Origin of the sequence: Streptomyces flavochromogenes (assembly GCF_000717595.1) — a bacterium.
GTDB classification, from domain to species: domain Bacteria; phylum Actinomycetota; class Actinomycetes; order Streptomycetales; family Streptomycetaceae; genus Streptomyces; species Streptomyces flavochromogenes.
In genome coordinates, this window is record NZ_JNZO01000003.1 from 150,569 (window position 1) to 175,538 (window position 24,970).

Consider the following 24,970-nt stretch of genomic DNA (forward strand, 5'->3'; position numbering starts at 1 on the left):
TATGCCGGACCGGATCAGGCCCGGTAGATCGCCTCGATCTCGTCCGCGAAGTCCTTCGCCACCACGTTCCGCTTCAGCTTCAGGGACGGGGTGATGTGGCCCGCCTCCTCCGTGAACGGCGCCGGGAGGATGCGGAACTTGCGGACCGACTCCGCCTTGGAGACCGCCGCGTTGCCGTCGTCGATCGCGCGCTGGACCTCCGCCACCAGGTCCGAGTCGTCCCGGAGGGTGGCCGCCGTCGAGCCCGCCGGCTTGCCGTGCTCCGAGGCCCAGCGGCCCAGGAACTCCTCGTCGATCGTGACCAGCGCGCCCACGAACGGGCGGCCGTCGCCGACCACCATGCACTCCGCGACCAGCGCGTGCGCCCGGATCCGGTCCTCGATGACCGCCGGAGCGACGTTCTTGCCGCCCGCCGTCACCAGGATCTCCTTCTTCCGGCCGGTGATCGCGAGGTAGCCGTCCTCGTCGAGGGTGCCGATGTCGCCCGTGTGGAACCAGCCGTCCGCCAGCGCCTCGGCCGTCGCCGCCTCGTTGTTCCAGTACCGCGAGAAGATGTGCTCGCCGTGCAGCAGCACCTCCCCGTCGTCGGCGATCCGCACCACCGAACCCGGCAGCGGCTGACCGACCGTGCCGATCTTCTGCCGGTCCCAGGGGTTGAACGCCGTCGCCGCGCACGACTCCGTCAGGCCGTAGCCCTCCAGGACCGTGAAGCCGATGCCCCGGAAGAAGTGACCCAGCCGCTCACCCAGCGGCGCACCGCCCGAGATCGCGTACTCGCCCCGGCCGCCGAGCACCGCCCGCAGCTTGCTGAAGACCAGCTTGTCGAAGATCTTGTGCTTCAGCTTGAGGCCGAAGGACGGGCCCTGCGGGGTGCTCAGCGCCCTGCTGTACGCGATGGCCGTGTGCGCGGCCTTGTCGAAGATCTTGCCCTTGCCGTCGGCCTGGGCCTTGGCCCGCGCCGAGTTGTAGACCTTCTCGAAGACCCGGGGCACGCCCAGGATCAGGGTCGGCCGGAACGAGGCCAGCTCGTCCGTGAGGTTCTTGATGTCGGGGACGCAGCCGAGACGGATCGGCGCCATCACGGACGCGATCTCGACGAGCCGCCCGAAGACGTGCGCGGCCGGCAGGAACAGCAGCACCGAACACTCGCCGGTACGGAAGAGCGGCTTCAGCCGCTCCACCACGTTGCCGCACTCGGCGAAGAAGGCCCGGTGGGTCAGGACGCAGCCCTTGGGGCGGCCCGTCGTGCCCGAGGTGTAGACGATCGTCGCCGGGTCGTCCGCGTTCGCCGCCGACATGCGCTCGTCGAGCAGCTCGTCGGAGACGTCCGCGCCGGAGGCGGTGAGCCGCGCGACCGCGTCGTCCTCGATCTGCCAGACGCCCTTCAGCTCCGGCAGGTCCGCCCGTACGGACTCCACCGACTCCTGGTGCGCACCGCTCTCGACGAGCACCAGCGTCGCGCCCGAGTCGCCGAGGATCCACTGGATCTGCTCCGGCGAGCTGGTCTCGTACACGGGAACGGTCACGCCGCCCGCGCTCCAGATCGCGAAGTCGAGGAGCACCCACTCGTACCGGGTGCGGGAGAGCAGCGCGACCCGGTCGCCCGGCTCGACACCGGCCGCGATCAGGCCCTTGGCGGCCCCGCGGACCTCCGCGAGGAACTGCGTCGCGGTCACATCCGTCCACACGCCGTCGACCTTGCGGCCCATGACGGCGACGTCTGGGTGCTGGGAGGCGTTGCGGCGGATGAGATCCGTCAGGTTGCCGTCCGCGGGGACCTCGTACAGGGCCGGAAGGCTGAACTCGCGCAAGACTGCTGCTCCTCATCGGGCGCCGGCGCCACGGCTCTGTGTGATGCACCGGTGAAGTCCAAGAACTGGCGGGTGCTCCGTGGGGGAGAGCACGACTGGACTGCCCGGACGTTACCCATCAGTACACGGTTCCGGATAGGGGGTTCCGGCCAGATGTTCCGTGCGTCACACATGTGTGGCGGTGCTCTCCGCACAGTAATCCACAGCTTTCCAGACTCGGAAGTAACCGCAGGTGACACCCCCTAAGGTGGGCCCATGCGAGTCCATGTGGTCAGTGACGTGCACGGCAACGCCGGAGACCTCGCCAGGGCGGGGGACGGGGCCGACGCCCTGATATGCCTGGGGGACCTGGTCCTCTTCCTCGACTACGCCGACCACAGCCGCGGGATCTTCCCCGAGCTGTTCGGCGTCGAGAACGCCGACCGGCTGGTCGAGCTGCGCACCGCCCGACGCTTCGACGAGGCCCGTGACCTGGGGCGTCGCCTCTGGGCCGAGCTCGACGTCGACCGCGAGACCGCGATCGAGGGCGCGGTCCGCCGCCAGTACGCCGAACTCTTCGCCGCCTTCCCCACCCCCACGTACGCCACCTACGGCAACGTCGACATCCCCCGCTTCTGGCCCGAGTTCGCCCGGCCCGGGACGACCGTCCTCGACGGTGAGCGGGTCGAGGTCGGCGGCCTCGTCTTCGGCTTCGTCGGCGGCGGTCTGCGCACCCCGATGCGCACGCCGTACGAGATCTCGGACGAGGAGTACGCGGCGAAGGTCGAGGCCCTCGGCGACGTCGACGTCCTCTGCTCCCACATCCCGCCCGACGTGCCGGACCTGACGTACGACACCGTCGCCCGCCGCTTCGAGCGCGGCAGCCGGGCCCTTCTCGACGCCATCCGGCGCACCCGGCCCCGCTACGCGCTCTTCGGCCACGTCCACCAGCCGCTGGCCCGGCGGATGCGGATCGCGTCGACCGAGTGCGTGAACGTCGGCCACTTCGCCTCGACGGGCAGGCCCTTCGCCCTGGAGTGGTGACGGGCCCCGCTTCGCAGCGCGATAGCCTTCCGTCGGCACGTCTGTGCCCCTTTGACTTCCGCCGGACCGCACAGTGGAGGAGCCACCACGATGGCCGAACACACCAGCTCGAGCATCACCATCGAGGCGGCACCGGCCGACGTCATGGGCGTGATCGCCGACTTCGCCCGCTACCCCGAGTGGACGGGCGAGGTGAAGGAGGCCGAGGTCCTGGAGACCGACGAGGCCGGCCGTGCCGAGAAGGTGCGGCTGCTGCTCGACGCCGGCGCGATCAAGGACGACCACACCCTCGCGTACACGTGGACCGGCGGCAACGAGGTCAGCTGGACGCTGGTCAAGTCCCAGATGCTGCGGTCGCTCGACGGTTCCTACCGGCTGGCGGCGGTGGGCGGCGGTGACCGGACGGAGGTCACGTACCAGCTGACGGTCGACGTGAAGATCCCGATGCTCGGCATGATCAAGCGCAAGGCGGAGAAGGTCATCATCGACCGGGCGCTCGCGGGCCTGAAGAAGCGCGTCGAATCCGGCGTGTGAGCCCCGGAGGGGGCCGGTCACGTCCTCCCGTACGAGCGTCGGGAGGGCGCGGGTAACGTCCTCCGCATGCGGATCATCCTTGTCACCGGGTCCGGCGGCGCCGGTCGCACCACCGTCGCCACCGCGACCGCCCTCGCCGAGGCGCGGGCGGGCCGCAGGGTCCTGCTCGTCTCCGAGGACGCCGATCCGCTCCTGGGCGGCGACGGCGGCGAGGGCCTCCGTGTCCTGCGCCCCGAGCCGGCCGGTGACTTCCGCCGCGAGTTCCTCGCCCTCCAGGCCCGCTCCTCCACCGCCCTCGACCTGCTGGGCGCCGCGCCCTTCGAGGACGCCGAGCTCACCGAACTCCCCGGCAGCCGCCAGTTCGCCCTGCTGCGCGCCCTGCGCGACGCCGCCGAGGGTGACCACGAGCTCGCCGTCGTCGATCTGCCGCCGCTCGCCGAGGCCCTCGCCCTCCTCGCCCTGCCCGAGCAGCTCCGCCGCTATCTGCGCCGCCTCCTGCCGCGGGAACGGCAGGCCGCCCGCGCCCTGCGCCCGATGCTCGCCCAGCTCGCCGGCGTCCCGATGCCCGCGCAGTGGCTGTACGAGACCACCGGGCACTGGGAGGAGGAGCTGGCCGCCGTCCAGGCCGTCGTCGACGCCCCCACCACCAGCGTCCGACTGGTCCTCGAACCCGGCCCCGCCGCCGTCCGCGCCCTGCGCACCGCCCGGCTCGGCCTCGCCCTCCAGCGCCTCCCCCTCGACTCCGTCGTCGCCAACCGGCTGCTGCCCGCCGGCTCCGAGGACCCCTGGCTCGCCGGACTCACCACCCAGCAGCACCGGCACCTCGCGGAGCTCCGAACCGTCTCCGACGTCGTCGACGAGCTCCCGCACCTCGGCCGGGACCCCCGCGGACCCGAGGACCTCGTGCCGCTCGCGCCCGCCCGGCGCCCGGCCGCCGTCCCCGACCCCGTACCGGCGTGGTCCGTCGAGGACCGCCGGGAGGAGGACGGCGTCCTGGTGTGGCACATCGGCCTCCCCGGAGCCGTCAAGGAGGATCTGTCCCTCGTCCGCAGGGGTGACGAACTGCTCCTGACCGTCGGTGCCTTCCGCCGCAACGTGCCCCTGCCGGCCGCCCTGCGCCGCTGTACCGTCACCGGCGCGGGACTCGTCGAGGGGGACCTCCGGGTGCGCTTCACCCCCGACCCCGGACTCTGGCCCCGCACCCCCTGAGGGGGCGTGTACCGTCGAAGTACCAGCCAGTGAGGAGTGCGCCATGAGCGATTCGGACGCCTGGGCCAAGGCGTGCGCCGAGGACCTGGAGGCGGAGAAGGCCCGCCGCCGCGCACGGCGCGGGGCGGAGACCGGGTCCGCCGCCGACGAGTTCCGCAAGCTCTTCGAGGCCGTCGCCGACAAGGTCTCCGGGGGCCTCGGGAACCCGCTGCTCGCAGGCCAGGCCGCGCAGACCGTGCAGCAGCTCGTCAACCAGGCGAAGGCGGTCGTCGAGCCCGTCATCGAGCGCAACCCGCAGGTCTTCGACCACCTCGCCGCCGCCGGGAACGAACTGCTCGCCGCCTACCGCTCCGCCGTCGAGTCCCACGAGACCCGGTGGACGCGCGACGAGAAGGTGACCCCCGGCGACCCGCGCGACCCGCGCCGGGACGCGGACGGGCAGGGCGACAAGGCGGACAAGGGCACCGACGGGGACGCCGGTGCGGACGACCGCAAGGACGACGAGGGGCCCGGAACCGGCCAGCACATCGACCTCGACTGATCGGTACGCCCGTCCCCCTCGGGTACGGTGGGCCCTAGCGGGGCTCGACCGAAAACTGAGGGACACATGGGACTCACCATCGGCGTCGACATCGGCGGCACGAAGATCGCGGCCGGCGTGGTCGACGAGGAGGGCAACATCCTCGACACGCACAAGGTGCCCACCCCGCCGACCCCCGAAGGCATCGTCGACGCGATCTGCGCGGCCGTGTCCGAGGCCGGCAAGGGCCACACGATCGAGGCCGTCGGCATCGGTGCCGCGGGCTACGTCGACGACAAGCGCGCCACCGTCCTCTTCGCGCCGAACATCGACTGGCGGCACGAGCCGCTCAAGGACAAGGTCGAGCAGCGCGTCGGCCTGCCCGTCGTCGTCGAGAACGACGCCAACGCGGCAGCCTGGGGCGAGTACAGGTTCGGCGCCGGCCAGGGCCACGAGGACGTCATCTGCATCACCCTCGGCACCGGCCTCGGCGGCGGCATCATCATCGGCAACAAGCTGCGCCGCGGCCGCTTCGGTGTGGCGGCCGAGTTCGGCCACATCCGGGTCGTCCCGGACGGTCTGCTGTGCGGCTGCGGCAGCCAGGGCTGCTGGGAGCAGTACGCCTCCGGGCGCGCGCTCGTCCGCTACGCCAAGCAGCGTGCCAACGCCACCCCCGAGCGGGCCCAGGTCCTTCTCGGGCTCGGTGACGGCACCCCCGAGGGCATCGAGGGCCGACACGTCAGCCAGGCCGCCCGCGCCGGCGACCCGGTCGCCGTCGACTCCTTCCGTGAACTGGCCCGCTGGGCCGGCGCCGGCCTCGCGGACCTGGCCTCGCTGTTCGACCCCTCGGCGTTCATCGTCGGCGGCGGCGTCTCGGACGAGGGCGACCTCGTCCTCGACCCGATCCGGAAGTCCTTCCGGCGCTGGCTGATCGGCGGCCAGTGGCGCCCGCACGCCCAGGTCCTCGCGGCCCAGCTCGGCAACAAGGCCGGTCTGGTCGGCGCGGCGGACCTCGCCCGCCAGGGCTGAGCGGTCTCTCGTACGACAACCGCCCGTCGCGTCCCCGTGGACGCGGCGGGCGGTTGTCGTACGTTACGTGTCATGGCGATCAGTGAGCTGCCCAACTCCCGCACCGAGGAGGACGGTTCGGCCGTCCTCCGGGTTCTCAGCTACAACGTCCGCTCGATGCGCGACGACGAGGACGCCCTCGCCCGGGTCATCCGGGCCTGCGACCCGGACCTCGTCTTCATCCAGGAGGCGCCGCGCTTCTTCCGCTGGCGCAAACACGCGGCCCGGCTCGCCGCCAAGAGCGAGCTCGTCATGCTGAGCGGCGGCGCGACCGCGGCCGGACCGATGCTGCTCTGCTCCCTGCGGGCCACCGTGGAACGCACCGAGGACGTGCTGCTGCCGCTGACCCCGGGCCTGCACCGGCGCGGTCTCGCGACCGCCGTCGTCCGCTTCGCCGGGGCCCGGGTCGGCCTCATCAGCTGCCATCTGAGCCTGCGGAAGGAGGAGCGCTACGCTCAGGCCGGGATGGTCCTCGACCGGGTCGCCGCCCTGGGGACCCCGTACACCCTGGTCGCCGGCGACCTCAACGAACGGCCCGACGGGCCCGCCTTCCGGCGGCTGGCGAAGGAACTCCAGGACGGCTGGGAGGTCAGCCCCTGGGGAGGCGCGAACACCTCGACCCCCGCCGATCCGCACCAGCGGATCGACGCGATCCTCGCCACCCAGGGGGTCGAGTTCCTCGGCTGCGGGGTGCCGACGGACCTCGACCCGGCGGATCTGCGGGCCGCCACCGATCACCTTCCGGTGCTGGCGGCGGTGCGGGTGCCCGCGGCGCCCTGAGGTCGGCACCGCCGCCGGCCGGGAAGAAGTCCACCGGCCGACGGACGGAGTCCGGGCTCAGGACGGTCAGACGACGGCGCCGCGGCCCGGGTCGTCGAAGCCGTCGTCATCGTCGTCGTGCTTCATGCGGCCCACCAGGGTCGCGAAGCCGCCGAGGAAGCCGCCGATGCAGAGCGTGGTCAGCCACCAGGTCATGTCCCAGCTGAGCAGCACGGCGACCAGCATCAGCACCGGGCCGCCGACCACGGCCAGCCAGGCGAACTTGGTCGTCACGTCCGCCTCGGGCAGCGGCGGCGGCTCCGGCGGTACGAAGTGGCCCTCGTCGGAACCGCCGGGCGCGTCCTCCGGTTCCGCGGGCGAGTAGTCGCGGGGGCCGGCGGGGCGAACGCCGGGCGCGAAGACGACGGAGCTGCCGAGTGCGGGCCGCTCGGGTCCCGCCTCGGGCTCCTCGTCGGGCCCGGGCTCCTCGTCGGCTTCCGGCGGTGTCCCGCCGGTCGTCGGCCTCGGCTTCCAGGGCGTGCCCTTCCCGGCGGCCGGCGCCGGCCTCACCGGCCGGACCTCCCCGGCGTCCTCGTCCTCGTCGCCCTCGGTCTCCGGCTCCGGGAGCGACAGGTTCTCGACGGTCCGGTACGGCTTCGCACCCGGCGGGTCCGCCGGCTCCTCGCCGTACCCCGCGACGATCGCGGCCCAGGCCGCCTCCTCGTCGATGGGCTGCGGATCCCGCCCGCCGCCGTCCTGCTCCTCAGCCACCGCTCCTGCTCCCCTGTTCGTCGACCAGACCCGGCGCGAGACGCTCGACGAAGGCCAGGCTCTCGTCGAAGATCCGCTCCGCGTCATGGTCCAACGTCGCCACGTGGTAGCTCTGTTCCAGCAGGATCTCCTTCACGTCCGTCGAGGAGATGCGGGAGAGGATCCGGGCCGAGTCGACGGGCGGCACGACATGGTCCTGCGGGCTGTGGAGCAGTACCACCGGCTGCGTGACCTGCGGAAGCTCCGCGTCCACGGTCTGGAAGAAACGGCGCAGGGAGTGCGCCGCGTGCAGCGGTACCCGGTCGTAGCCGACCTCGGTGACGCCCTCCTTGGCGATGTCGCTCGCGATGCCCTTGGTCGAGGGGACCAGATGGCGGGCGACCGGCAGCGCGTACGCCGCGAGGCCGTGCACCTTGTTGCCCGGGTTGACCAGGACGATGCCCTTCACGGCGTCCCCGTGCCGCGCGGCGAGCCGCAGGGTCAGCGCCCCGCCCATGGAGAGGCCGAAGACGAAGACGGTCGCGCACCGCTCCAGGAGCTCGCTCAGCGCCCGGTCGACCTCGGCGTACCAGTCCTGCCAGGTGGTGAGCTGCATGTCCTGCCAGCGGGTGCCGTGCCCGGGCAGCAGCGGCAGCGACACCGTCAGACCGCGCGCGGCCAGATACTCGGCCCACGGGCGCAGCGACTGCGGGGAACCGGTGAATCCGTGACAGAGAAGGACGCCGACCTCTCCGCCTTCATGGCGGTACGGCTCGGCTCCGGGAAGGACCGGCACCGGGGTCTCCTGTTCGCTCGACTTCGCGTTCGCCTTCGGGTGCGCCTTGGGTGCGCCGAAGCGACGGAAAATGGGGAAGGACCTTCACGGTACGCGACCGGACCGACACCGACCAGGGCCGTAGCCGGGGCCGTACGCCGGTACGGGATAAAGTCGTCGCCACGGCACACGGAAGGCATGGCGAGTTGATCTACGGCGCAATGAAGTTCTCCCTCGGAGGGTCCCTGAAGCTTGCCTTCCGGCCCTGGGTGGAGGGTCTGGAGAACATTCCCGCCGAGGGGCCCGCGATCCTGGCGAGCAACCACCTGTCGTTCTCCGACTCCTTCTTCCTGCCCGCGGTGCTCGACCGCAAGGTCACCTTCATCGCCAAGGCGGAGTACTTCACCTCGCCGGGTGTGAAGGGCAAGCTCACGGCCGCCTTCTTCAAGGGGGTCGGCCAGCTTCCGGTGGACCGTTCGGGTGCCCGCGGCGCGGGCGAGGCGGCGATCAAGGCCGGCATCGAGGTCATCGAGAAGGGCGGCCTCTTCGGGATCTACCCCGAGGGCACCCGCTCGCCCGACGGCCGCCTCTACCGCGGCAAGCCCGGCGGCCTCGCGCGCGTGGCCCTGGCCACCGGCGCGCCGGTGATCCCGGTCGCCATGATCGACACCGAGAAGATCCAGCCGCCCGGCAAGGTCGTCCCCAAGCTGATGCGCCCGGGGATCCGGATCGGCAAGCCGCTGGACTTCACCCGCTACCAGGGCATGGAGGGGGACCGCTTCATCCTCCGCTCGGTGACCGACGAGGTCATGTACGAGATCATGAAGCTGTCCGGCCAGGAGTACGTCGACATCTACGCGACCGCCGCCAAGCGGCAGATCGCGGATGCGGAGAAGGCGGCCAAGGAGGCCGTGAAGGCCGAGATCGCCGCTCGGGAAGAGTCCGGCGCGTAGGCGTCCGGCGGTCAGCCGTCCCGTGGGGGACGGCCGGGGGTGGGGGAGATGGCCAAGCGCGAGCGTGTCGTGCGCATGTCGGTCGAGCAGCCGTTGTGGCGGGCACTGACCGGCTACCGCGTCCTGACCATGGTCTACGCGGTCCTGCTGTTCGCGTTCGGCCGTGACCGGTACGAGCGGCCCTGGGTCGCCGTCGCCTTCCTGGCGGTGATGTGCGTCTGGACCCTCGCGACCCTCCCCAAGGTGGCGAACGCGGCCAGCTGCACCAAGCGCTTCCTCGGCGCCGACATCACCCTCGCCCTCGTCGGCATCCTCCTCACCCCGCTCGCCGACGCCCACGCCCAGACCATCGAGGGCCCCACGCTGCCGTCGATATGGACCGCCGGATCCGTCCTCGCGTACGCGATCAAGGGCGGCTGGCGCTGGGCCGGCGTCGCCTCCTCCCTCGTCGCCGTCGCCAACATCATCGAACGCGGCCACCCCAGCCGGGACACCCTCCACAACGTCCTCCTCGTCTGGGTGGCCTCCATCGCCATCGGATACGTCGTCGAGGTCGCCCGCGCCTCGGAGCGCACCCTCGCCCGCGCCCTGGAGATCGAGGCCGCGACCCGCGAGCGGGAGCGGCTCGCCCGCGACATCCACGACAGCGTCCTCCAGGTCCTCGCGATGGTGCAGCGGCGCGGCACGGCGATGGGCGGCGAGGCCGCCGAGATCGCCAGGATGGCGGGGGAGCAGGAGGTGGCGCTCCGTACGCTCGTCGCCGGCGGTCTCACCCGACCCAGCCTGGTGTCCGAGGACGAGTCCGAGGGAGCCGTGGTCCGGGTCGTCGACGAGGACGAAGAGCCGGACGACGACACCCCCGTCGACCTGCGCCTCCTGCTCGCCCCGCGCGCCGGGGCGAAGGTCACGCTCTCCGAGCCGGGCGCGCCCGTGCTCCTCGCGCCGCCCGCCGCCCGTGAGGTGGCCGCCGCCGTCGGCGCCGCACTGGACAATGTGCGGGTGCACGCCGGGGAGGACGCGAACGCGTGGATCCTGGTCGAGGACTGGCCCGACGAGGTGATCGTCACCGTCCGGGACGACGGCCCCGGGATCCCGGAGGGCCGCCTCGCGGAGGCGTGGGGCGAGGGCCGGATGGGCGTCGCCCTCTCCATCCGGGGGAGACTGCGGGACCTGGGGGGCTCGGCCGAGCTGATCTCGGTCCCCGGGCAGGGCACGGAAGTCGAGTTGAAGGTTCCGCGGGGGAAGGCAGGACAGGGAAGATGAGCGAGCAGCAGCAGATCAGAGTGATGGTCGTGGACGACCACCCGATGTGGCGGGACGCGGTCGCCCGCGATCTCGCCGAGGCGGGCCTGGACGTGGTCGCCACGGCGGGCGACGGCGAGCAGGCGGTGCGCCGCGCCCTCGCGGTCCTGCCCGACGTCCTCGTCCTGGACCTGAACCTGCCGGTGAAGCCGGGCGTCCAGGTGTGCAAGGAGCTCGTCGGCGGCCGGCCGGGGCTGCGGGTCCTGGTCCTCTCGGCGAGCGGCGAGCACGCGGACGTCCTGGAGGCGGTCAAGTCCGGCGCCACCGGCTACCTCCTCAAGTCGGCGAGCACGGAGGAGCTGATCGACGCCGTACGTCGGACGGCGGTCGGCGACCCCGTCTTCACCCCCGGCCTCGCCGGACTGGTCCTCGGCGAGTACCGCAGGCTCGCGACCGAGCCCGCCCCGGCGGCCGGCGCCGACGAGCCGAAGGCCCCGCAGCTGACCGAGCGCGAGACGGAGGTCCTGCGGCTCGTCGCCAAGGGCCTCAGCTACAAGCAGATCGCCGAGCGTCTGGTGATCTCGCACCGCACGGTGCAGAACCACGTCCAGAACACCCTGGGCAAGCTCCAGCTGCACAACCGGGTGGAGCTCGTCCGGTACGCCATCGAGCGCGGCCTCGACGACGCCTGACGCGGCCGGCAGGGTCCGCCCGCGTCCGGGCACGGCGACCTGAGGGGCCGTATATTCGCACGTGTCGCGGATATACGGCCCATTCGTCATCCAAAGGGGAATCTCGTGGAAATCCTGGCATTCGGCGTGCAGGCGGACGAGAAGCCCCTCATGGAGAAGGCCTTCGCGGGGCACCACGACGTCCGCTGTCTGAGCGTCTTCCTCACCGAGGACACCGCGCCCATCGCCGCCGGCTACGAGATCGTCTCCACCAGCGTCAACGCCAGCCTGGACCACCGCGTCCTGCAGACCCTCGCCGCCGGCGGGACGCAGATGATCGCCCAGCGCTCCACGGGCTTCAACAACATCGACCTGGAGGTCGCCGAGCGTCTCGGCCTCACGGTCGCCCGCGTCTCGTACTACTCGCCGTACTCCGTCGCCGAGTTCGCCTGGACCCTCGCCCTGGCCGTCAACCGCCGGATCGTCCGCGCCTCCAACCGGACCCGCGACTTCGACTTCCGGCTCGACGGGCTGATGGGCCGTGACCTGAGGGGCCGTACCGTCGGCGTCCTCGGCACCGGCAAGATCGGCGAGGCCTTCACCCGGATCGCGCACGGCTTCGGCATGAACCTCCTCGGCTGGGACGTCGCCGAGAACCCCGCCTGCGTGGACCTCGGCATGAAGTACGTCGAGAAGGAGCGGCTCCTCGCCGAGGCCGACCTCGTCAGCCTCCACGTGCCGCTGCTCCCGTCCACCCGGCACCTCATCGACGCCGCCGCCCTCCGCTCGATGAAGGACGACGCCATCCTGGTGAACTCCAGCCGCGGCGGACTCATCGACACCGAGGCACTCGTCGCCGAACTCCGGGCCGGCCGCTTCGCGGGCGTGGGCCTCGACGTGTACGAGGCGGAGGCCGGGCTCTTCTTCCTCGACAAGTCGCTCGAGGTCGTCGAGGACGACACCCTGGCCCGTCTGGTGACCTTCCCGAACGTCGTGGTCACCTCGCACCAGGCGTACTACACCGAGGACGCCGTCGGTCAGATCATCGACACCACGGTCCGGAACGTCCTCGACTACACCGCCGGGCGGCGCAGCGAGAACGTCCTCGTCCCGAGGGTCTCCTAGACCAGCACGCCGGCGAGGAGCGAGGCCGTCAGGGCCGCGCCGTCCGTCGTCAGCACCGACTCGGGGTGGAACTGCACCCCCGCGAAGCCCGGCCCGCGCAGCGCGTGCACCTCGCCGGTCTCCGCGTCCCGGCTCACCTCGATCCGGTGCAGGGCCAGCTCCGTCGCCGTCCGGTCGTCGCAGCGCGCGGTGAAGCTGTTGTAGAAGCCCACCCTCCGCTCCTGCCCGAAGAGGTCGATCCGCATCTGGGCCCCCTGGAACGGGGTCCGCTTGCGGACGATCTCCAGGCCCAGCTCGGCGGCGATCAGCTCGTGCCCGAGGCAGACGCCCAGCAGGCAGGGGCGGGCCGCAGGGTCTCGATGAGGGGCCGTGCCCGGGCGACGGGCGGGGCCGTTCCGGTGCTCCCGGAGCAGGTCGGCCGTCAGCGCGCGCAGGAAGCGCATCTTGGGATCGGCTGCGTCGGAGGGGTTCCCGGGACCGGGGCCGAGGACCACCGGGCCCTCGTGGGCGAGCGCGAGCTCGCGCAGCCCCGGCTCGTCGTAGCGGAACACCGACACGTCGAGGCCCGAGGAGCGCAGGACGTGCGCGAGCATCGCCGTGAAGGTGTCCTCGGCGTCGATCACCAGGGCGTGGCCCGACAGCTCGGCCGAGCGGACCTGCATCCGGAGCCAGAACGGCGCGAGATCGGCCCGGCGCGCGTCCAGGGCGGCCCGTACCCGGGGATCGTCGGCGAGCGGCGCGGAGGCCGGTGCCGAGCCGCCGGCCGGCCTGCCCTCCCGTACCCCGAGCGCGGTGAGCACCCCGGCCGCCTTGGCGTGGGTCTCGGCGACCTCGCCCGCCGGGTCAGAGTGCCGTACGAGCGTGGCCCCGACCGGCACTTCGAGCCGTCCGTCCGCCGCGATGTCGGCCGTACGGATCAGAATGGGGGAGTCCAGGGTCTGGGCGCCGCTGTCGTCCGTGCCGAGGAGGGCGAGGGCGCCGGCGTAGTAGCCGCGGCCGCCCACCTCGTGACGCTCGATCACACGGCAGGCGTTCTGCACGGGCGAACCGGTCACGGTCGCCGCGAACATCGTCTCCCGCAGCACCTCCCGCACGTCCAGGCTGGAACGGCCCCGCAACTCGTACTCGGTGTGGGCGAGATGGGCCATCTCCTTCAGCCGCGGACCGATCACCACCCCGCCCATGTCGCCGACCGTGCACATCATCTTGAGCTCCTCGTCGACCACCATCGACAGCTCTTCGGTCTCCTTGCGGTCGGCGAGGAAGCCGAGCAGGCCCTCGGCGGTCGGGGCGGCCCCGGCCGGGTAGCGGTAGGTGCCGCTGATCGGGTTCATGACGACCGTGCCTCCCGACATCCGCACGTGCACCTCGGGGCTCGCCCCGACCAGGGTCCGGTCGCCGGTGTGCACGACGAAGGTCCAGTACGCGCCCCGCTCACCGGCGAGCAGCCGCCGGAACAGGGCGAGCGCGTCGGCCCGCCCGAAGCCCGGGATCTCGCCGGTGTACGTCCGCCGGATGACGAAGTTCGCGCCCTCACCGGAGCCGATCTCCTCGTCGACGACGCGCCGCACGATCCCGGCGTACTCCTCGTCGGAGACGTCGAAACCGCCGTTCTCGACGCGTACGTCGTGCACCGGGAGCTGCCGGAGGGCCTCGGCGAGCGGCAGCTCGTAGGACTCCTCGGCGACGAGCACGGAGAGCGGGGTGCCGTCGTCTCGGACGTCGAAGCCGCGCTCCCGGATCTGCCGGAAGGGCACCAGGGCGAGCGTCGGCCGCGGGCCCACGGGCAGCTCCGCGAGGCGCTCGGCCTCGTGGATCCGGCCGATCAGGACCTCGACGGTGTCGTGGTCACGGCCGGGGGTACGGCGGCGCAGCAGGGCGAAGGCCGGGCAGGAGGGGGCGAGGAGACGGGAGAGGTCCATGAGGTGTGTCGTTCCTTCCGAGGGGAGTACGGAGAGGAACGGCCCCGGGTACGAGAAAGGCCGCCCCTCGGGCGGCCTTCGCGTGTCTGTCGGTGTACGCGCAATCAGTGGGCCGCCGGATGAGCGGTCCACCACCAGTTCTGGATCTGCGAGGCGTACATGCGAGCACTGTAACGCAGTCGGACACGGGAACGGGGTCCGGTCCGCACCGTGAACGGTGCGAGCCGGACCCCAGGAGCCGTGGGACGACCCTCTACCCGATCAGAAGATCAGGTTGTATATCTGCCAGCCCGAGCCGACCTTGGCGCGCGTGGCGAACGGCGTCGTGAGGCTGCCGGTTCCCTTGTACGACCAGAGGGTCCCGGTTCCGTCGCGGCCGATCAGGTCGACCTTGCCGTCACCGTCCAGATCGCTCGGACCCACGATGGTGTTGTAGGCCTGCCAGCCGGCGCCGACCCTGGCGCGCGTGGCGAACGGCTGCGTGACGCTGCCGGTGCCCTGGTACGACCAGAGGACACCGGAGGCGTCGCGGGCGACGAGGTCGGCCTTGCCGTCGCCGGACAGGTCGCCGGTGCTGACGATGGCGTTGTAGGCCTGCCAGCCGGCACCGACGCGGGACCGCGTGGCGAACGGGGCGGACGGGACGCCGGTGCCCTTGTACAGCCACATGACACCCGACTTCTCGCGGGCGATCAGGTCGGGCTTGCCGTCGTTGGTCACGTCCCGGACACCCATGATCCGGTCGTAGGCCTGCCAGCCGGTGCCGACCCGCAGGCGGTCCTTGAACGGCGACGACGGGTTGGCGCTGCCCTGGTAGTACCAGAGCACACCCGAGGCGTCACGGGCGACGGCGTCACCGGTGCCGTCGGCGCGGAGGGCCGTCATCGGGCTGACGGTGTTGTACGCGTTCCAGCCGCTGCCCGCCCGGTACCGGGTGAGGAACGCGCCGCCGCCCTTGCCCTGGTACTGCCAGAGGACACCGGAGGCGTCACGGGCGAGCAGGTTGTAGCGGTTGTTCGTGGCGACGGGGGTGGCGCCGGGCGCCTCCGCGATGTCGCTCTGCTTCACCCAGACGATCTTGTGGTGGTAGCGGATCGGCACGAACATCGTGGTGCCGACGACGTTCTTCTGGGCGGTGCCGAACCAGTCGTCACCCTGAACCGCCGGGCCGGCCTTCACATAGGCCTGGCCCACGGGGAGGGAGAACTTCGTCAGGGAGGCGTTCTCGTCACCCGGGGCGGAGAGCCCGGCCGCGGTGTAGGCGGCGGTCTCCGGGAAGGAGCGGCCGTAGACCTTGACCGAGGCCAGGCCGGACTTCACCTTCACCGTGGTGCCGCTCACCGGCGCGGTGTACTGGCCGCCGGGGTTGTAGAACCAGGCCTTCTGGCCCGCGAACCAGATCGCCGTCCAGTCGGTCTGGGCCTCCGCCACGACGTACGTGCCGCCGGCGCGGACCTTGTTGCCGTAGTTCGAGCCCTCGTTCGCTCCCGAGGTGAAGTACGGGTCCTTCAGCGTCGTCCCGCTCGCCGACGGCGTCGTGTACAGGTAGCCGAAGTTGGACGGCCGTGCCGGGACGGCCGTGCCGCCGACGGTCAGCTTCGGCTGGTTGGCCGTGGTGAACGGAGGCACCACACGGACCACCTGGCCGGCCTTGAGCAGGCCGCCCGCGCCCTTGTCGCCCTGCGGGGCGCCCAGGAGGGACATGTAGTAGTTCCAGTCCCAGTACGGGCCGGCGTCCCAGTGGAGGTTGGCGAGGCCGGTGTCCGTCTGGAGCGCGACCTCGTCGTGACCGATGATGTGCTCGCGGTCGAGCGGCACGCCGTAGGTCGTCGCGAGGTACTTCACCAGGGCCGCGGAGGAGCGGTACTGGGGCTCGGTGTACCAGCTGCCCTCCTTGATGGCGTAGCCCTCGTGCTCCACGCCGATGGCGTGCATGTTGTGGGTCCAGTTGCCCGCGTGCCACGCCAGATTCCTGTTCTCCAGGATCTGGGTGACCTGACCGTCCGAGGCCTTGATCAGGTAGTGGGCGCTGCCCGGCACGTTCGGGTTGGTGAGGGAGTCGAGCGACCCCTGGAAACCGCCCTCGGTGTCGTGGATGACGATCTGGCGGATGCCGACGCCCTGGTTGGGGCGGTCGGCCGCGGTGTAGTTCTTCTTCCCCGCGGAGTTGGGGACGCTCAGCTTGACGCTGCAGTTCAGGGCCGTGGGGCACTCGGGGAGCGCGGCCGCCGTCGTGGCCGCGAAGCTCGCCGCCAGCGGCACGTTCGACGGCTTGACCGGCTCGACCGACGGGTCGGCCGGCAGCGCGACCTGCTCGCCGTCGAGGGTGACCGCCCGCTCGCCCTCCTTGATCGACTCGAAGACGCGCTTCGCGAAGAGGTCGGCGCCCTTCCTCTCGGTGGACTGGCTGTAGCGCGCCACGGCCGGGTACCAGTCGCCCGCGTCGTCGGACAGCTCGGCGCCGGCCTGCTTCTGGTAGTCGGCGAGCAGCGCGGCGCCGGCCCGGATGGAGGCGGAGGTGTCGTTCTGGACGGCCTCGGTGGAGCTGTCGATCAGCTCGGCGGCCTTGTCCAGGGTGTGGAGCCGGGGGTCGTCGGTGTCGACGAGCGCCTTCTCCAGGATCTGCCGGACCTTCGCGCGGTCGAAGGTCTTCTCGATCTCCGGCCGGCCGGAGCCGTTGAAGTGGTCGATCTGCTCGTCGGTGACCTTCTGCGCCACGTCCTCCGGCTCGACCTTCGTCAGACCCATGACGTTGTACGCGCCGGTCGTGCTCGGCTCGCCGTCGTGCGACTCCCAGCGGGTCTGGTTGTACGACACCGCCATCAGCACGTTCTGCGGCACGTCGAACTCGCGCGCCGCGTTTGCGAACTGCGACTGCAGGGAAGGGTCCCCAGCAGCCTTGTCGTCGCCCGCCGCGCCGAGGAGGCCGGGAGAGGCGATCGCGATACTGCCGATCGTGGCGGTGGCCACGACGGCGGCTGCCGCGCCGTACAAGAGTCGTTTCTTCTTACGGTCCCTGCGGTGCCTCTGGGTCACGCCCACCCCTGTGATTCGGCTGTTCAAAGTGAAACGGGCCAGAGGGTAACACCACTCGATGGTGTGCATATCGGCGGGGGACATATCGGGCGCGCGTCTCAGTCACTGGTCAGGGGGACAGGACAGGACGAAGAACCCCGTAATGTGGTGCGTGTGACCGTGAACGCTGATTCCCACGCCGTCGCCAAGGCGACCTGGCGAGACCTGCCCGCGGCGCAGCAGCCCGAGTACCCCGATGCCGAGGCTCTGCGCGATGTGATCGCGGACCTCGAGTCGTATCCTCCGCTCGTCTTCGCCGGCGAGTGCGACCAGCTGCGCGCCCGGATGGGAGCCGTCGCCCGTGGCGAGGCGTTCCTGCTCCAGGGCGGCGACTGCGCCGAGGCGTTCGACGCCGTGTCCGCAGACCACATCAGGGCCAAGCTCAAGACGCTGCTCCAGATGAGCGCCGTCCTCACCTATGCGGCCTCCGTGCCCGTGGTGAAGGTCGGCCGCATCGCCGGCCAGTACTCGAAGCCCCGCTCCAAGGGGACCGAGACCCGGGACGGCGTGACTCTGCCGACCTACCGGGGCGACTCGGTCAACGGCTTCGACTTCAACGAGAAGGCCCGCATCCCGGACCCCGAGCGCCTGAAGCGGATGTACAACGCCTCCGCCTCCACGCTCAACCTGGTGCGCGCCTTCACCACCGGTGGATACGCCGACCTGCGCCAGGTGCACGCCTGGAACCAGGACTTCGTGAAGTCGTCCCCCTCGGGCCAGCGCTACGAGCAGCTGGCACGGGAGATCGACAACGCGCTGAACTTCATGAAGGCCTGTGGCACCGACCCGGCCGAGTTCAAGGCCGTCGAGTTCTACGCCTCCCACGAGGCGCTGCTGCTCGACTACGAGGGTGCTCTGACCCGTACGGACTCGCGCACCGGCAAGCTGTACGACACCTCCGGCCACATGGTCTGGATCGGTGAGCGCACCCGCCAGCTCGACCACGCCCACATCGAGTTCGCCTCGCAGATCGCGAACCCGATCGGCATCAAGCTGGGCCCGACCACCTCGGTGGACGACGCGCTGACCTACATCGACCGTCTCGACCCGAACCGCGAGGCGGGCCGGCTGACCTTCATCGTCCGCATGGGCGCCGACAAGGTCCGCGACAAGCTCCCCGAGCTGGTCGAGAAGGTCACCGCCTCCGGTGCGGTCGTCGCCTGGGTCACCGACCCGATGCACGGCAACACCTTCGAGGCGGCCTCCGGCCACAAGACGCGCCGTTTCGACGACGTGCTCGACGAGGTCAAGGGCTTCTTCGAGGTCCACAAGGCGCTGGGCACCCACCCGGGCGGCATCCACGTCGAGCTCACCGGTGACGATGTCACCGAGTGCGTGGGCGGCGGCGACGAGATCTTCGTCGACGACCTGCACCAGCGCTACGAGACGGCCTGCGACCCGCGTCTCAACCGCAGCCAGTCCCTGGACCTGGCCTTCCTGGTGGCGGAGATGTACCGCGATCAGTAGGGAGAAACCTACGACGATGGGGCGCGGATCCATGTGATCCGCGCCCCATCGTCGTATCCAGGGCTTTTACGGTTCCTCGGTGCCGGGTAAGGTTAGGTTAGCCTTATCGATCACGGCGGGAGGTGAACCGCGATGTACGTCTGCTCATGCTTCGGAGTGACGGAGAAGCAGGTCAAAGCGCATGCCGACGCGGGCGCCTGCACGCCCCGCCAGATCGCCTCGGCCTGCAAGGCCGGCACGGACTGCGGTTCCTGTGTCCGTCGTATTCAGGCCATCCTCGGCCGGGGCAACTGCCCGCGACGCGACCTGCTGGACCAGGGCATGCCCGCGCTGACGGCGGAGACCGTCACCGAACTCGGGGAAGCCGCTTAGGGGGGAACCTCAGCTCGGCTGCTCGATGAGCGTCGAGATGTAGAGGGCCTCACCCAGGGACTCGATCAGCTCCAGCTGTGTGTCCAGGTAGTCGATGTGGTGCTCCTCGTCGGCCAGGATCTCCTCGAAGAGGTTGGCGGACGTGATGTCCCCCTTGGCCCGCATGACCTCGATCCCGCGCTTGAGGCGGTCGATGGCCTCGACCTCGACCTGGCGGTCCGCCTGGAACATCTCGGTGAGGGTCTGGCCGACCCGTACGTGGAAGAGGCGCTGGTAATTGGGCAGGCCGTCGAGCATCAGGATGCGCTCGGTCAGCTTGTCCGCGTGCTTCATCTCATCGATGGACTCTTCGCGCGTGTATTTGGCGAGCTTCGTCCACCCCTTGTTGTCCTGGATGCGGTAGTGCAGCCAGTACTGGTTGATGGCCGTCAGCTCGCCGGTCAGCTGCTCGTTGAGGAACTCGAGGACCTCGGGGTCGCCCTGCATCGCAGAGGCTCCTTCCACGTTGCGTGTCTACGCCGTCACTGGGCAGGATGGCCGCATCCTCGCACCCCGAATGGGGGGCGTCCAGTAAGTGCAGGCTTAGTGGGAGTTGCCCGAATCGGGCCTGGCCGGAGGTCTCCTGGTCATGACCACCCCTCGCCGTCTGTCACCATGGATGGCATGGGTCGGACGGAGAGCGGAGTACACCGGGAAGCGGGGCAGCCGGATCGTTCGCCGGACCTTCCGCCGGGGCAGCGGCTCCAGCGCGGCTGGCCGGTCACCCATTACGGGCCCGTCCCCAAGTTCAAGCCGGACCGCTGGGAGTTCCGCGTCTTCGGTGCGACGGCCGACGGCGACAAGCGGTGCTGGAACCACGAGGAGTTCTCGGCCCTTCCGTTCTCCTCGGTCGTGGCCGATCTGCACTGCGTCACGAAATTCAGCATGCTCGGGGCCGAATGGGGCGGTGTTCCCGCCCGTACGGTCCTCGAGCTCGCCCCGCCGGCCCCGCAGGTCACCCATGTGATGGTCTGGGCCGAGTACGGCTACAGCGCCAACATGCGGCTCGCCGACTTCGCCGACGACCGTTCGATCTTCGCCACCCATATGGACGGCGAGCTGCTCACCGCCGAGCACGGTTTCCCGCTGCGCCTGGTCGTCCCGCACCTGTACGCCTGGAAAGGCCCCAAGTGGGTCCGCGGAGTGGAGTACATGGCGGCCGACCGGCGGGGCTTCTGGGAGGAGCGCGGGTACCACAACCTCGGCGACCCCTGGACGGAGCAGCGGTACTCGTACCAGGAGGAACCGGGAGACGGCCCGGAGCTGTAGCGCTCCGGACCGTTCTCCGCCGGGTGCCGCGGGTCAGTGGTGGTACTGGTGGACCACCGCGTGCCCCTTGCCGCGTCCGATCATCCACTTGTTGACCGGAACGGTGATCACGAAGGCGGCGGCGAGCGCGATGGCGAGCACGATCCAGAAGGCCGGGTCGGACAGGTGGGCGTCCATGGCGCCGGGCCAGAGGGCGATGACCCCGTTGTCGATGATCTCCATGACCGCGATGGACAGGGTGTCGGCGGCGAGCGCGACCCTGAAGGCTGTCTTGAAATCGACGCCGGCGGCCAGGATTCCGCGCAGGGTCAGCGCGTAGCCGAAGAAGAAGGCAAGGATGATCGCGAGGATCATCGTCTCCACGTTGCCCCAGCCGAGCGCGGTGCCGATGATCATGCCGAGGACCTCGCCGATGGCGCAGCCGGTGAGGCAGTGCAGCGTCGCCTTGGCCGCCATGGACCAGGAGGCCTTGCCGGGGGCATGGTGAGCGCCGTGGCCCTCGTGGTGCCCGCCGCGCTGCTCCTGGTGCTCCTCGTGCCCCTCGTGTCCGGAGTGGTTGCCGTGGTCGTGATGGGCGTGCGCGTCGTGCTGCATGGGTGCCCCCAGGGTCGGGTAGCGGTTCCTGCCGTCACAAGAACCGTATACCCCCCTGGGGTATTCCTCAACGGGGAGCCGCGTCAGTCCCTCAGCTTCTTGAGCAGCTCCACGTCCGCGACGTGCCCCGCGGTGCCGCCGGGCGTCTCGATGATCAGGGGCACGCCCTCGGTCGCCGGGTGACGGAGGAGGTTGCGGAACGCGTCCTCGCCGATGTGGCCCACGCCGATGTTCGCGTGCCGGTCCTTGCGGGCGCCGACGACGTCCTGGGAGTCATTGGCGTGGATCAGCTTCAGCCGTCCCCCGCCCACGGTCGCCACCAGCTCGTCGAGCGTCTGCGCCGCGCCGTGCGGACCGGTCAGATCGTGGCCGGCGGCGAAGATGTGACAGGTGTCGAGGCAGATCCCCAGCTTCGGGTGCCGATCGAGGGCGTCGAAGTACGGCCCGAAGTCCTCCGCGCGCGAGCAGAGCGAGAAGCCCTGGCCGGCCGTCGACTCCAGGAGCAGGTCCGGATCGTCGTCGTGCGTCAGCTCGTCGAGCAGCGGCAGCAGCCGCTCCCGGACCTGCGCGAGCGCCACCGCGCGCGGGCGGCCGCCGGTCGCCGAGCCGGTGTGGACCACCACGCCCTTCGCGCCGATCTCCCGGCCCCGGCGCAGCGAGTGCCGCATCGACTCCACCGACTTCTCCGCGGTGGCCTCGGTGTGGGAGCCGAAGTTGATCAGATACGGGGCGTGGACCCAGGCCGAGACCGACTCGGCGGCGCACTCGGTGCGGAACCGTTCGTCCTCGGCGGGGTTCCCTGGCGGGGTGGCCCAGCCGCGCGGGTTCGCGACGAAGACCTGCACGGTCTCGGCGCCGAGCTCACGGGCGTAGCCGAGGCCGACCTTGGCGAGGCCACCGGCCACCGGGACATGGCCGCCGACGGGGTTGCGCATCAGTTTCTACAGTCCCTTGATCGTGATCGTGACGGTGGAGCCCTCGGGCGCGGTGGAGCCGCCCTTCACGGACTGGCCCGTGACCTCGCTGCCCAGATAGGGGAAGGACTTCTTGACCTCCACCTCGAAGCCCTCGTCCTCCAGGGCCGTACGCGCGTCGTCGACCGTCTCGCCGACGACGTCCGGTACCGCTACGAGCCGGGGGCCCTTGGAGACGGTGAGGGTGACGGTGTCGCCCTCGGCGGCCCGGCTGCCCTCGGCGAGCGACTGGGCGGCGACGGATCCGGCGGCCTCGGGGGAGTTGATCCGCTCCGGGGCCAGGACCACCTTGAGCCCCTCGTCCTGGAGCAGGGCCGTGGCGTCGGCGACGGTCCTGCCGGTGACATCGGGGACGTCGATCGGGGAGCCCTTGCTGACCACCAGGGCGACGGCAGAGTCGGGGGCCCGCTCGGTGCCGGGCTCGGGGTCGGAGCCGATCACGGACCCCTGGGCGACGGTCTCGCTGAACTGCCGGGTGATCACCCCGGGGGCCAGGCCCTCCTTCGCGAGGATCCGCTTGGCCTCGGCGAGCGGCTTGTTCTTGAGGTTGGGCACCTTCACGATCTCGGGACCGCGGGAGAGGGTCAGGGTGACCGTGCCGTTGCCCCGGAGGCGCTCACCGGGGGCCGGGTCGACGGCCATGACGGTGCCGCGCTCGTACACGTCGCTGAACGCGCGCTTCGTCGTGCCGACCTCGAGCCCGGCGTCGGTGATCCGCTTGCTCGCCTCGGTCTCCGTCTGGCCGAGCACGGCGGGGACCCGGGTGAACTGGCCGGAATTGATGTACCAGACACCAGTGCCCAGGCCGAGGGCGAGCAGTACGCCCAGGACGAGGAGCAGAGGGCCGCGCGGGGGCCGGCGACGGCGGCCGGGCGGGGGCGGTTCGAGGGCCGGCAGACGGTTCGTGTGCAGCACCTGGTGCGCGTCGGGCTCGGCCTCGGCCGGCACGGCCCGGGCGATCACGCTGGTCCGGTCGTCCGCGGTGTCCCGGGCCTCCGACCGGGCCTGCGGGGGCACGGCGTCCAGCTGCTCCTCGCGGAGCGCGGCGCGGGCGTCCCGCAGCAGGGCGAGCAGGGCGACGGCGTCGTACGGGCGGACCTCGGGGTTACGGGCGGTGGCCGCCGCGACCAGCTCGTCCAGCTCCACGGCGAGGCCGGGGACGGTCACCGAAGGGGCGGGCACGTCCGTGTTGAGGTGCTGGTAGAGCACCTGGGCGGGAGTGTCGCCGGAGTGCGGCTTGCCGCCGGTCAGCATCTCGTAGAGGACGACCCCGCAGGCGTACACATCGGCGCGGGTGTCGGCGGTGCCGTGCTCGATCTGCTCCGGCGCCAGGTACGAGACGGTCCCGAGGACCGAGCCGGTGGTGGCGGTCGCCGAGCCCACGGCCCGTACGAGCCCGAAGTCCGCGACCTTGACCCGGCCGTCGTCCCCTATCAGGACGTTCTCCGGCTTCATGTCCCGGTGCACGAACCCGGCCCGGTGCGCGGCGCCCAGTGCGGCGAGCACCGGCTCCAGGATGTCCAGGGCGGCCCGGGGCGCGAGGGCCCCGCGCTCGCGCAGGACGTCCCGGAGGGTGCAGCCGGCGACGTACTCCATCGCCAGATAGACGTACGCGCCCTCGGCGCCCTGGTCGAACACGCCGACGACGTTGGGGTGCGAGAGGCGGGCGACGGACTTCGCCTCGCGGATGAAGCGCTCGACGAACGCGGCGTCGGTGGCGAGGGCGGGGTGCATCACCTTGAGCGCGAGGACGCGGTCGAGGCGGGTGTCCACGGCCCGGTAGACCGTGGCCATCCCGCCGACGGCGATGCGCGCGTCGACGCGGTAGCGGCCGTCGAGCAGCCGCCCGACGAGGGGGTCCTGAAGGGTCGTGTCCACGGCGTCGAGTCTACGAGGGGGTGGGTGGGGGCTCGGCCGTACGCCCCCGACTGCGACCCACCTGTGACGAGCCCCGCACCACCCCGCCACCCTCGTCGGAGGCCGCGCCCCCGGAGGGGGTGGGGTGGAGACCCGGCCCGGGCCGTCAGAAGGCCGGGCGCTCCGGGTCCAGGGCCGGGCGGCCTTCCCTGGGGGACGACGCCTCCGCGAAGTGCCGGCGGGGAATCCGCCCCGCCCGGTACGCCAGCCGCCCCGCCTCCACCGCGTGCCGCATCGCCGAAGCCATCAGGACCGGCTCCTGCGCGCGGGTCACCGCCGACGCCAGCATCACCGCCGCGCACCCCAGCTCCATCGCGAGCGCCGCGTCCGACGCCGTGCCGGCGCCCGCGTCGAGGATCACCGGCACCCCCGCCCGTTCCGTGATCAGCTGGAAGTTGTGCGGGTTGCGGATCCCGAGGCCCGAGCCGATCGGGGAGCCGAGCGGCATGATCGCCGCGCACCCCACGTCTTCCAGCTTCCGCGCGAGGACCGGGTCGTCGTTGGTGTAGGGGAGGACGGTGAAGCCGTCGTCGACCAGCGTCTCGGCCGCGACGAGGAGCTCCTCGCCGTCCGGCAGCAGCGTGCGCTCGTCGGCGACGACCTCCAGCTTGATCCAGTCGGTGCCGAGCGCCTCGCGGGCCAGGCGGGCGGTCAGCACGGCCTCGCCCGCCGTGAAGCAGCCCGCCGTGTTCGGCAGGACCCGGATGCCGAGCCGCTCCAGGACGGAGAGGACCGAGCCCTGGACGGTCGGGTCCAGGCGCCGCATCGCGACCGTCGTCAGCTCTGTGCCGCTGGCGACCAGCGAGCGCTCCAGGACGTCGAGGCTGGGAGCCCCGCCGGTGCCCATGATGAGCCGCGAGGAGAACTCCGTACCGCCGAGGGTGAACACGTCGTCGGACAT

General features: G+C 71.3%; 24 protein-coding genes. 13 read left to right on the plus strand and 11 right to left on the minus strand.

The window, feature by feature from the left end:
• Window positions 1-14 precede the first annotated feature (14 nt).
• Window positions 15-1,811, minus strand: coding sequence for an AMP-dependent synthetase/ligase (locus IF00_RS0104450; RefSeq protein ID WP_030314415.1), 1,797 nt, complete (start codon window positions 1,809-1,811; stop codon window positions 15-17).
• Between the two features lie 255 nt (window positions 1,812-2,066).
• On the opposite strand from IF00_RS0104450, the gene IF00_RS0104455 reads away from it, so the two are divergent.
• From IF00_RS0104455 to IF00_RS0104480, 6 genes are all read left to right on the plus strand, one after another.
• The gene (locus tag IF00_RS0104455) at window positions 2,067-2,834 is read left to right on the plus strand and encodes a metallophosphoesterase family protein (RefSeq protein ID WP_037637491.1); all 768 of its coding nucleotides are present in this window, start codon (window positions 2,067-2,069) and stop codon (window positions 2,832-2,834) included.
• Between the two features lie 90 nt (window positions 2,835-2,924).
• The gene (locus IF00_RS0104460) at window positions 2,925-3,368 is read left to right on the plus strand and encodes an SRPBCC family protein (RefSeq protein WP_030314417.1); all 444 of its coding nucleotides are present in this window, start codon (window positions 2,925-2,927) and stop codon (window positions 3,366-3,368) included.
• Between the two features lie 66 nt (window positions 3,369-3,434).
• Window positions 3,435-4,577: an ArsA family ATPase gene (locus IF00_RS0104465; protein ID WP_030314418.1), complete on the plus strand. Its 1,143-nt coding sequence runs from the start codon at window positions 3,435-3,437 to the stop codon at window positions 4,575-4,577.
• 43 nt (window positions 4,578-4,620) lie between these two features.
• Window positions 4,621-5,118, plus strand: coding sequence for a DUF5304 domain-containing protein (locus IF00_RS0104470; RefSeq protein WP_030314419.1), 498 nt, complete (start codon window positions 4,621-4,623; stop codon window positions 5,116-5,118).
• A gap of 66 nt (window positions 5,119-5,184) precedes the next feature.
• On the plus strand, window positions 5,185-6,126 hold the full coding sequence (locus tag IF00_RS0104475; protein WP_030314421.1) for an ROK family glucokinase: 942 nt from the start codon (window positions 5,185-5,187) through the stop codon (window positions 6,124-6,126).
• 72 nt (window positions 6,127-6,198) lie between these two features.
• Window positions 6,199-6,945, plus strand: a complete 747-nt coding sequence (locus IF00_RS0104480; protein WP_030314423.1) for an endonuclease/exonuclease/phosphatase family protein — start codon at window positions 6,199-6,201, stop codon at window positions 6,943-6,945.
• Between the two features lie 66 nt (window positions 6,946-7,011).
• On the opposite strand, the gene IF00_RS0104485 is transcribed toward IF00_RS0104480, so the two are convergent.
• Both IF00_RS0104485 and IF00_RS0104490 read right to left on the minus strand, forming a co-directional pair.
• Entirely contained in the window at window positions 7,012-7,695 is a 684-nt protein-coding gene (locus IF00_RS0104485; RefSeq protein ID WP_030314426.1) for a hypothetical protein, read from the minus strand.
• The gene (locus tag IF00_RS0104490) at window positions 7,688-8,470 is read right to left on the minus strand and encodes an alpha/beta hydrolase (protein WP_030314428.1); all 783 of its coding nucleotides are present in this window, start codon (window positions 8,468-8,470) and stop codon (window positions 7,688-7,690) included. The genes IF00_RS0104485 and IF00_RS0104490 overlap by 8 nt, the downstream gene beginning before the upstream one ends.
• Before the next feature lie 200 nt (window positions 8,471-8,670).
• On the opposite strand from IF00_RS0104490, the gene IF00_RS0104495 reads away from it, so the two are divergent.
• From IF00_RS0104495 to IF00_RS0104510, 4 genes are all read left to right on the plus strand, one after another.
• Complete coding sequence (locus IF00_RS0104495; protein ID WP_030219636.1) at window positions 8,671-9,402, plus strand: lysophospholipid acyltransferase family protein; 732 nt, start codon at window positions 8,671-8,673, stop codon at window positions 9,400-9,402.
• Window positions 9,403-9,450: 48 nt separating this feature from the next.
• Window positions 9,451-10,665 carry a MacS family sensor histidine kinase gene (gene macS / locus IF00_RS0104500; RefSeq protein WP_030314440.1) on the plus strand — a complete coding sequence of 405 codons (1,215 nt, stop codon included), beginning with the start codon at window positions 9,451-9,453 and terminating at the stop codon, window positions 10,663-10,665.
• Complete coding sequence (locus IF00_RS0104505; protein WP_030314442.1) at window positions 10,662-11,336, plus strand: response regulator; 675 nt, start codon at window positions 10,662-10,664, stop codon at window positions 11,334-11,336. The genes macS and IF00_RS0104505 overlap by 4 nt, the downstream gene beginning before the upstream one ends.
• A gap of 105 nt (window positions 11,337-11,441) precedes the next feature.
• A complete protein-coding gene (locus IF00_RS0104510; protein ID WP_030314444.1) occupies window positions 11,442-12,440 on the plus strand; it encodes a 2-hydroxyacid dehydrogenase in 999 nt (332 codons plus the stop codon).
• On the opposite strand, the gene IF00_RS0104515 is transcribed toward IF00_RS0104510, so the two are convergent.
• The 3 genes from IF00_RS0104515 to IF00_RS0104520 all read right to left on the minus strand — a co-directional run bounded on the left by IF00_RS0104515 (window position 12,437) and on the right by IF00_RS0104520 (window position 17,398).
• Window positions 12,437-14,362, minus strand: a complete 1,926-nt coding sequence (locus IF00_RS0104515; RefSeq protein ID WP_030314446.1) for an anthranilate synthase family protein — start codon at window positions 14,360-14,362, stop codon at window positions 12,437-12,439. The genes IF00_RS0104510 and IF00_RS0104515 overlap by 4 nt on opposite strands.
• 104 nt (window positions 14,363-14,466) lie before the next feature.
• Window positions 14,467-14,523 (minus strand): trp operon leader peptide, encoded by a 57-nt coding sequence (locus tag IF00_RS47980; protein ID WP_073917353.1) that lies wholly within the window; start codon window positions 14,521-14,523, stop codon window positions 14,467-14,469.
• 100 nt (window positions 14,524-14,623) lie between these two features.
• Window positions 14,624-17,398, minus strand: a complete 2,775-nt coding sequence (locus IF00_RS0104520; RefSeq protein ID WP_030314448.1) for an N-acetylmuramoyl-L-alanine amidase — start codon at window positions 17,396-17,398, stop codon at window positions 14,624-14,626.
• 147 nt (window positions 17,399-17,545) lie between these two features.
• Here IF00_RS0104520 and IF00_RS0104525 point away from each other — a divergent pair, with 147 nt between their 5' ends.
• A complete protein-coding gene (locus IF00_RS0104525) occupies window positions 17,546-18,904 on the plus strand; it encodes a class II 3-deoxy-7-phosphoheptulonate synthase (protein WP_388305349.1) in 1,359 nt (452 codons plus the stop codon).
• 132 nt (window positions 18,905-19,036) lie between these two features.
• Complete coding sequence (locus IF00_RS0104530; protein ID WP_030314452.1) at window positions 19,037-19,276, plus strand: (2Fe-2S)-binding protein; 240 nt, start codon at window positions 19,037-19,039, stop codon at window positions 19,274-19,276.
• 9 nt (window positions 19,277-19,285) lie between these two features.
• Here the strand turns inward: IF00_RS0104530 and bfr are convergent, their stop codons facing one another.
• On the minus strand, window positions 19,286-19,762 hold the full coding sequence (bfr, locus tag IF00_RS0104535; RefSeq protein WP_030314454.1) for a bacterioferritin: 477 nt from the start codon (window positions 19,760-19,762) through the stop codon (window positions 19,286-19,288).
• A gap of 177 nt (window positions 19,763-19,939) precedes the next feature.
• Between bfr and IF00_RS0104540 the strand changes: the two genes are divergently transcribed.
• Window positions 19,940-20,584: a sulfite oxidase-like oxidoreductase gene (locus tag IF00_RS0104540; protein ID WP_030314455.1), complete on the plus strand. Its 645-nt coding sequence runs from the start codon at window positions 19,940-19,942 to the stop codon at window positions 20,582-20,584.
• Between the two features lie 33 nt (window positions 20,585-20,617).
• On the opposite strand, the gene IF00_RS0104545 is transcribed toward IF00_RS0104540, so the two are convergent.
• The 4 genes from IF00_RS0104545 to IF00_RS0104560 all read right to left on the minus strand — a co-directional run bounded on the left by IF00_RS0104545 (window position 20,618) and on the right by IF00_RS0104560 (window position 24,970).
• On the minus strand, window positions 20,618-21,178 hold the full coding sequence (locus IF00_RS0104545) for a DUF4396 domain-containing protein (protein WP_030314457.1): 561 nt from the start codon (window positions 21,176-21,178) through the stop codon (window positions 20,618-20,620).
• An 83-nt stretch (window positions 21,179-21,261) separates the two neighbouring features.
• Window positions 21,262-22,113, minus strand: coding sequence for a deoxyribonuclease IV (locus IF00_RS0104550; RefSeq protein ID WP_030314458.1), 852 nt, complete (start codon window positions 22,111-22,113; stop codon window positions 21,262-21,264).
• Between the two features lie 6 nt (window positions 22,114-22,119).
• The gene (gene pknB, locus IF00_RS0104555; protein WP_030314459.1) at window positions 22,120-24,030 is read right to left on the minus strand and encodes a Stk1 family PASTA domain-containing Ser/Thr kinase; all 1,911 of its coding nucleotides are present in this window, start codon (window positions 24,028-24,030) and stop codon (window positions 22,120-22,122) included.
• A gap of 145 nt (window positions 24,031-24,175) precedes the next feature.
• A complete protein-coding gene (locus tag IF00_RS0104560; RefSeq protein WP_030314460.1) occupies window positions 24,176-24,970 on the minus strand; it encodes a thiazole synthase in 795 nt (264 codons plus the stop codon).

What these genes read in the sequence shown, in the direction of transcription:
- IF00_RS0104455 (WP_037637491.1), top strand. Translation starts at nt 2,067, where the DNA reads ATGCGAGTCCATGTGGTCAGTGACGTGCACGGCAACGCCGGAGACCTC.
- IF00_RS0104460 (WP_030314417.1), top strand. Translation starts at nt 2,925, where the DNA reads ATGGCCGAACACACCAGCTCGAGCATCACCATCGAGGCGGCACCGGCC.
- IF00_RS0104465 (WP_030314418.1), top strand. Translation starts at nt 3,435, where the DNA reads ATGCGGATCATCCTTGTCACCGGGTCCGGCGGCGCCGGTCGCACCACC.
- IF00_RS0104470 (WP_030314419.1), top strand. Translation starts at nt 4,621, where the DNA reads ATGAGCGATTCGGACGCCTGGGCCAAGGCGTGCGCCGAGGACCTGGAG.
- IF00_RS0104475 (WP_030314421.1), top strand. Translation starts at nt 5,185, where the DNA reads ATGGGACTCACCATCGGCGTCGACATCGGCGGCACGAAGATCGCGGCC.
- IF00_RS0104480 (WP_030314423.1), top strand. Translation starts at nt 6,199, where the DNA reads ATGGCGATCAGTGAGCTGCCCAACTCCCGCACCGAGGAGGACGGTTCG.
- IF00_RS0104495 (WP_030219636.1), top strand. Translation starts at nt 8,671, where the DNA reads ATGAAGTTCTCCCTCGGAGGGTCCCTGAAGCTTGCCTTCCGGCCCTGG.
- macS (WP_030314440.1), top strand. Translation starts at nt 9,451, where the DNA reads ATGGCCAAGCGCGAGCGTGTCGTGCGCATGTCGGTCGAGCAGCCGTTG.
- IF00_RS0104505 (WP_030314442.1), top strand. Translation starts at nt 10,662, where the DNA reads ATGAGCGAGCAGCAGCAGATCAGAGTGATGGTCGTGGACGACCACCCG.
- IF00_RS0104515 (WP_030314446.1), bottom strand. Translation starts at nt 14,362, where the DNA reads ATGGACCTCTCCCGTCTCCTCGCCCCCTCCTGCCCGGCCTTCGCCCTG.
- IF00_RS0104530 (WP_030314452.1), top strand. Translation starts at nt 19,037, where the DNA reads ATGTACGTCTGCTCATGCTTCGGAGTGACGGAGAAGCAGGTCAAAGCG.
- bfr (WP_030314454.1), bottom strand. Translation starts at nt 19,762, where the DNA reads ATGCAGGGCGACCCCGAGGTCCTCGAGTTCCTCAACGAGCAGCTGACC.
- IF00_RS0104540 (WP_030314455.1), top strand. Translation starts at nt 19,940, where the DNA reads ATGGGTCGGACGGAGAGCGGAGTACACCGGGAAGCGGGGCAGCCGGAT.
- IF00_RS0104545 (WP_030314457.1), bottom strand. Translation starts at nt 21,178, where the DNA reads ATGCAGCACGACGCGCACGCCCATCACGACCACGGCAACCACTCCGGA.
- IF00_RS0104550 (WP_030314458.1), bottom strand. Translation starts at nt 22,113, where the DNA reads ATGCGCAACCCCGTCGGCGGCCATGTCCCGGTGGCCGGTGGCCTCGCC.
- IF00_RS0104560 (WP_030314460.1), bottom strand. Translation starts at nt 24,970, where the DNA reads ATGTCCGACGACGTGTTCACCCTCGGCGGTACGGAGTTCTCCTCGCGG.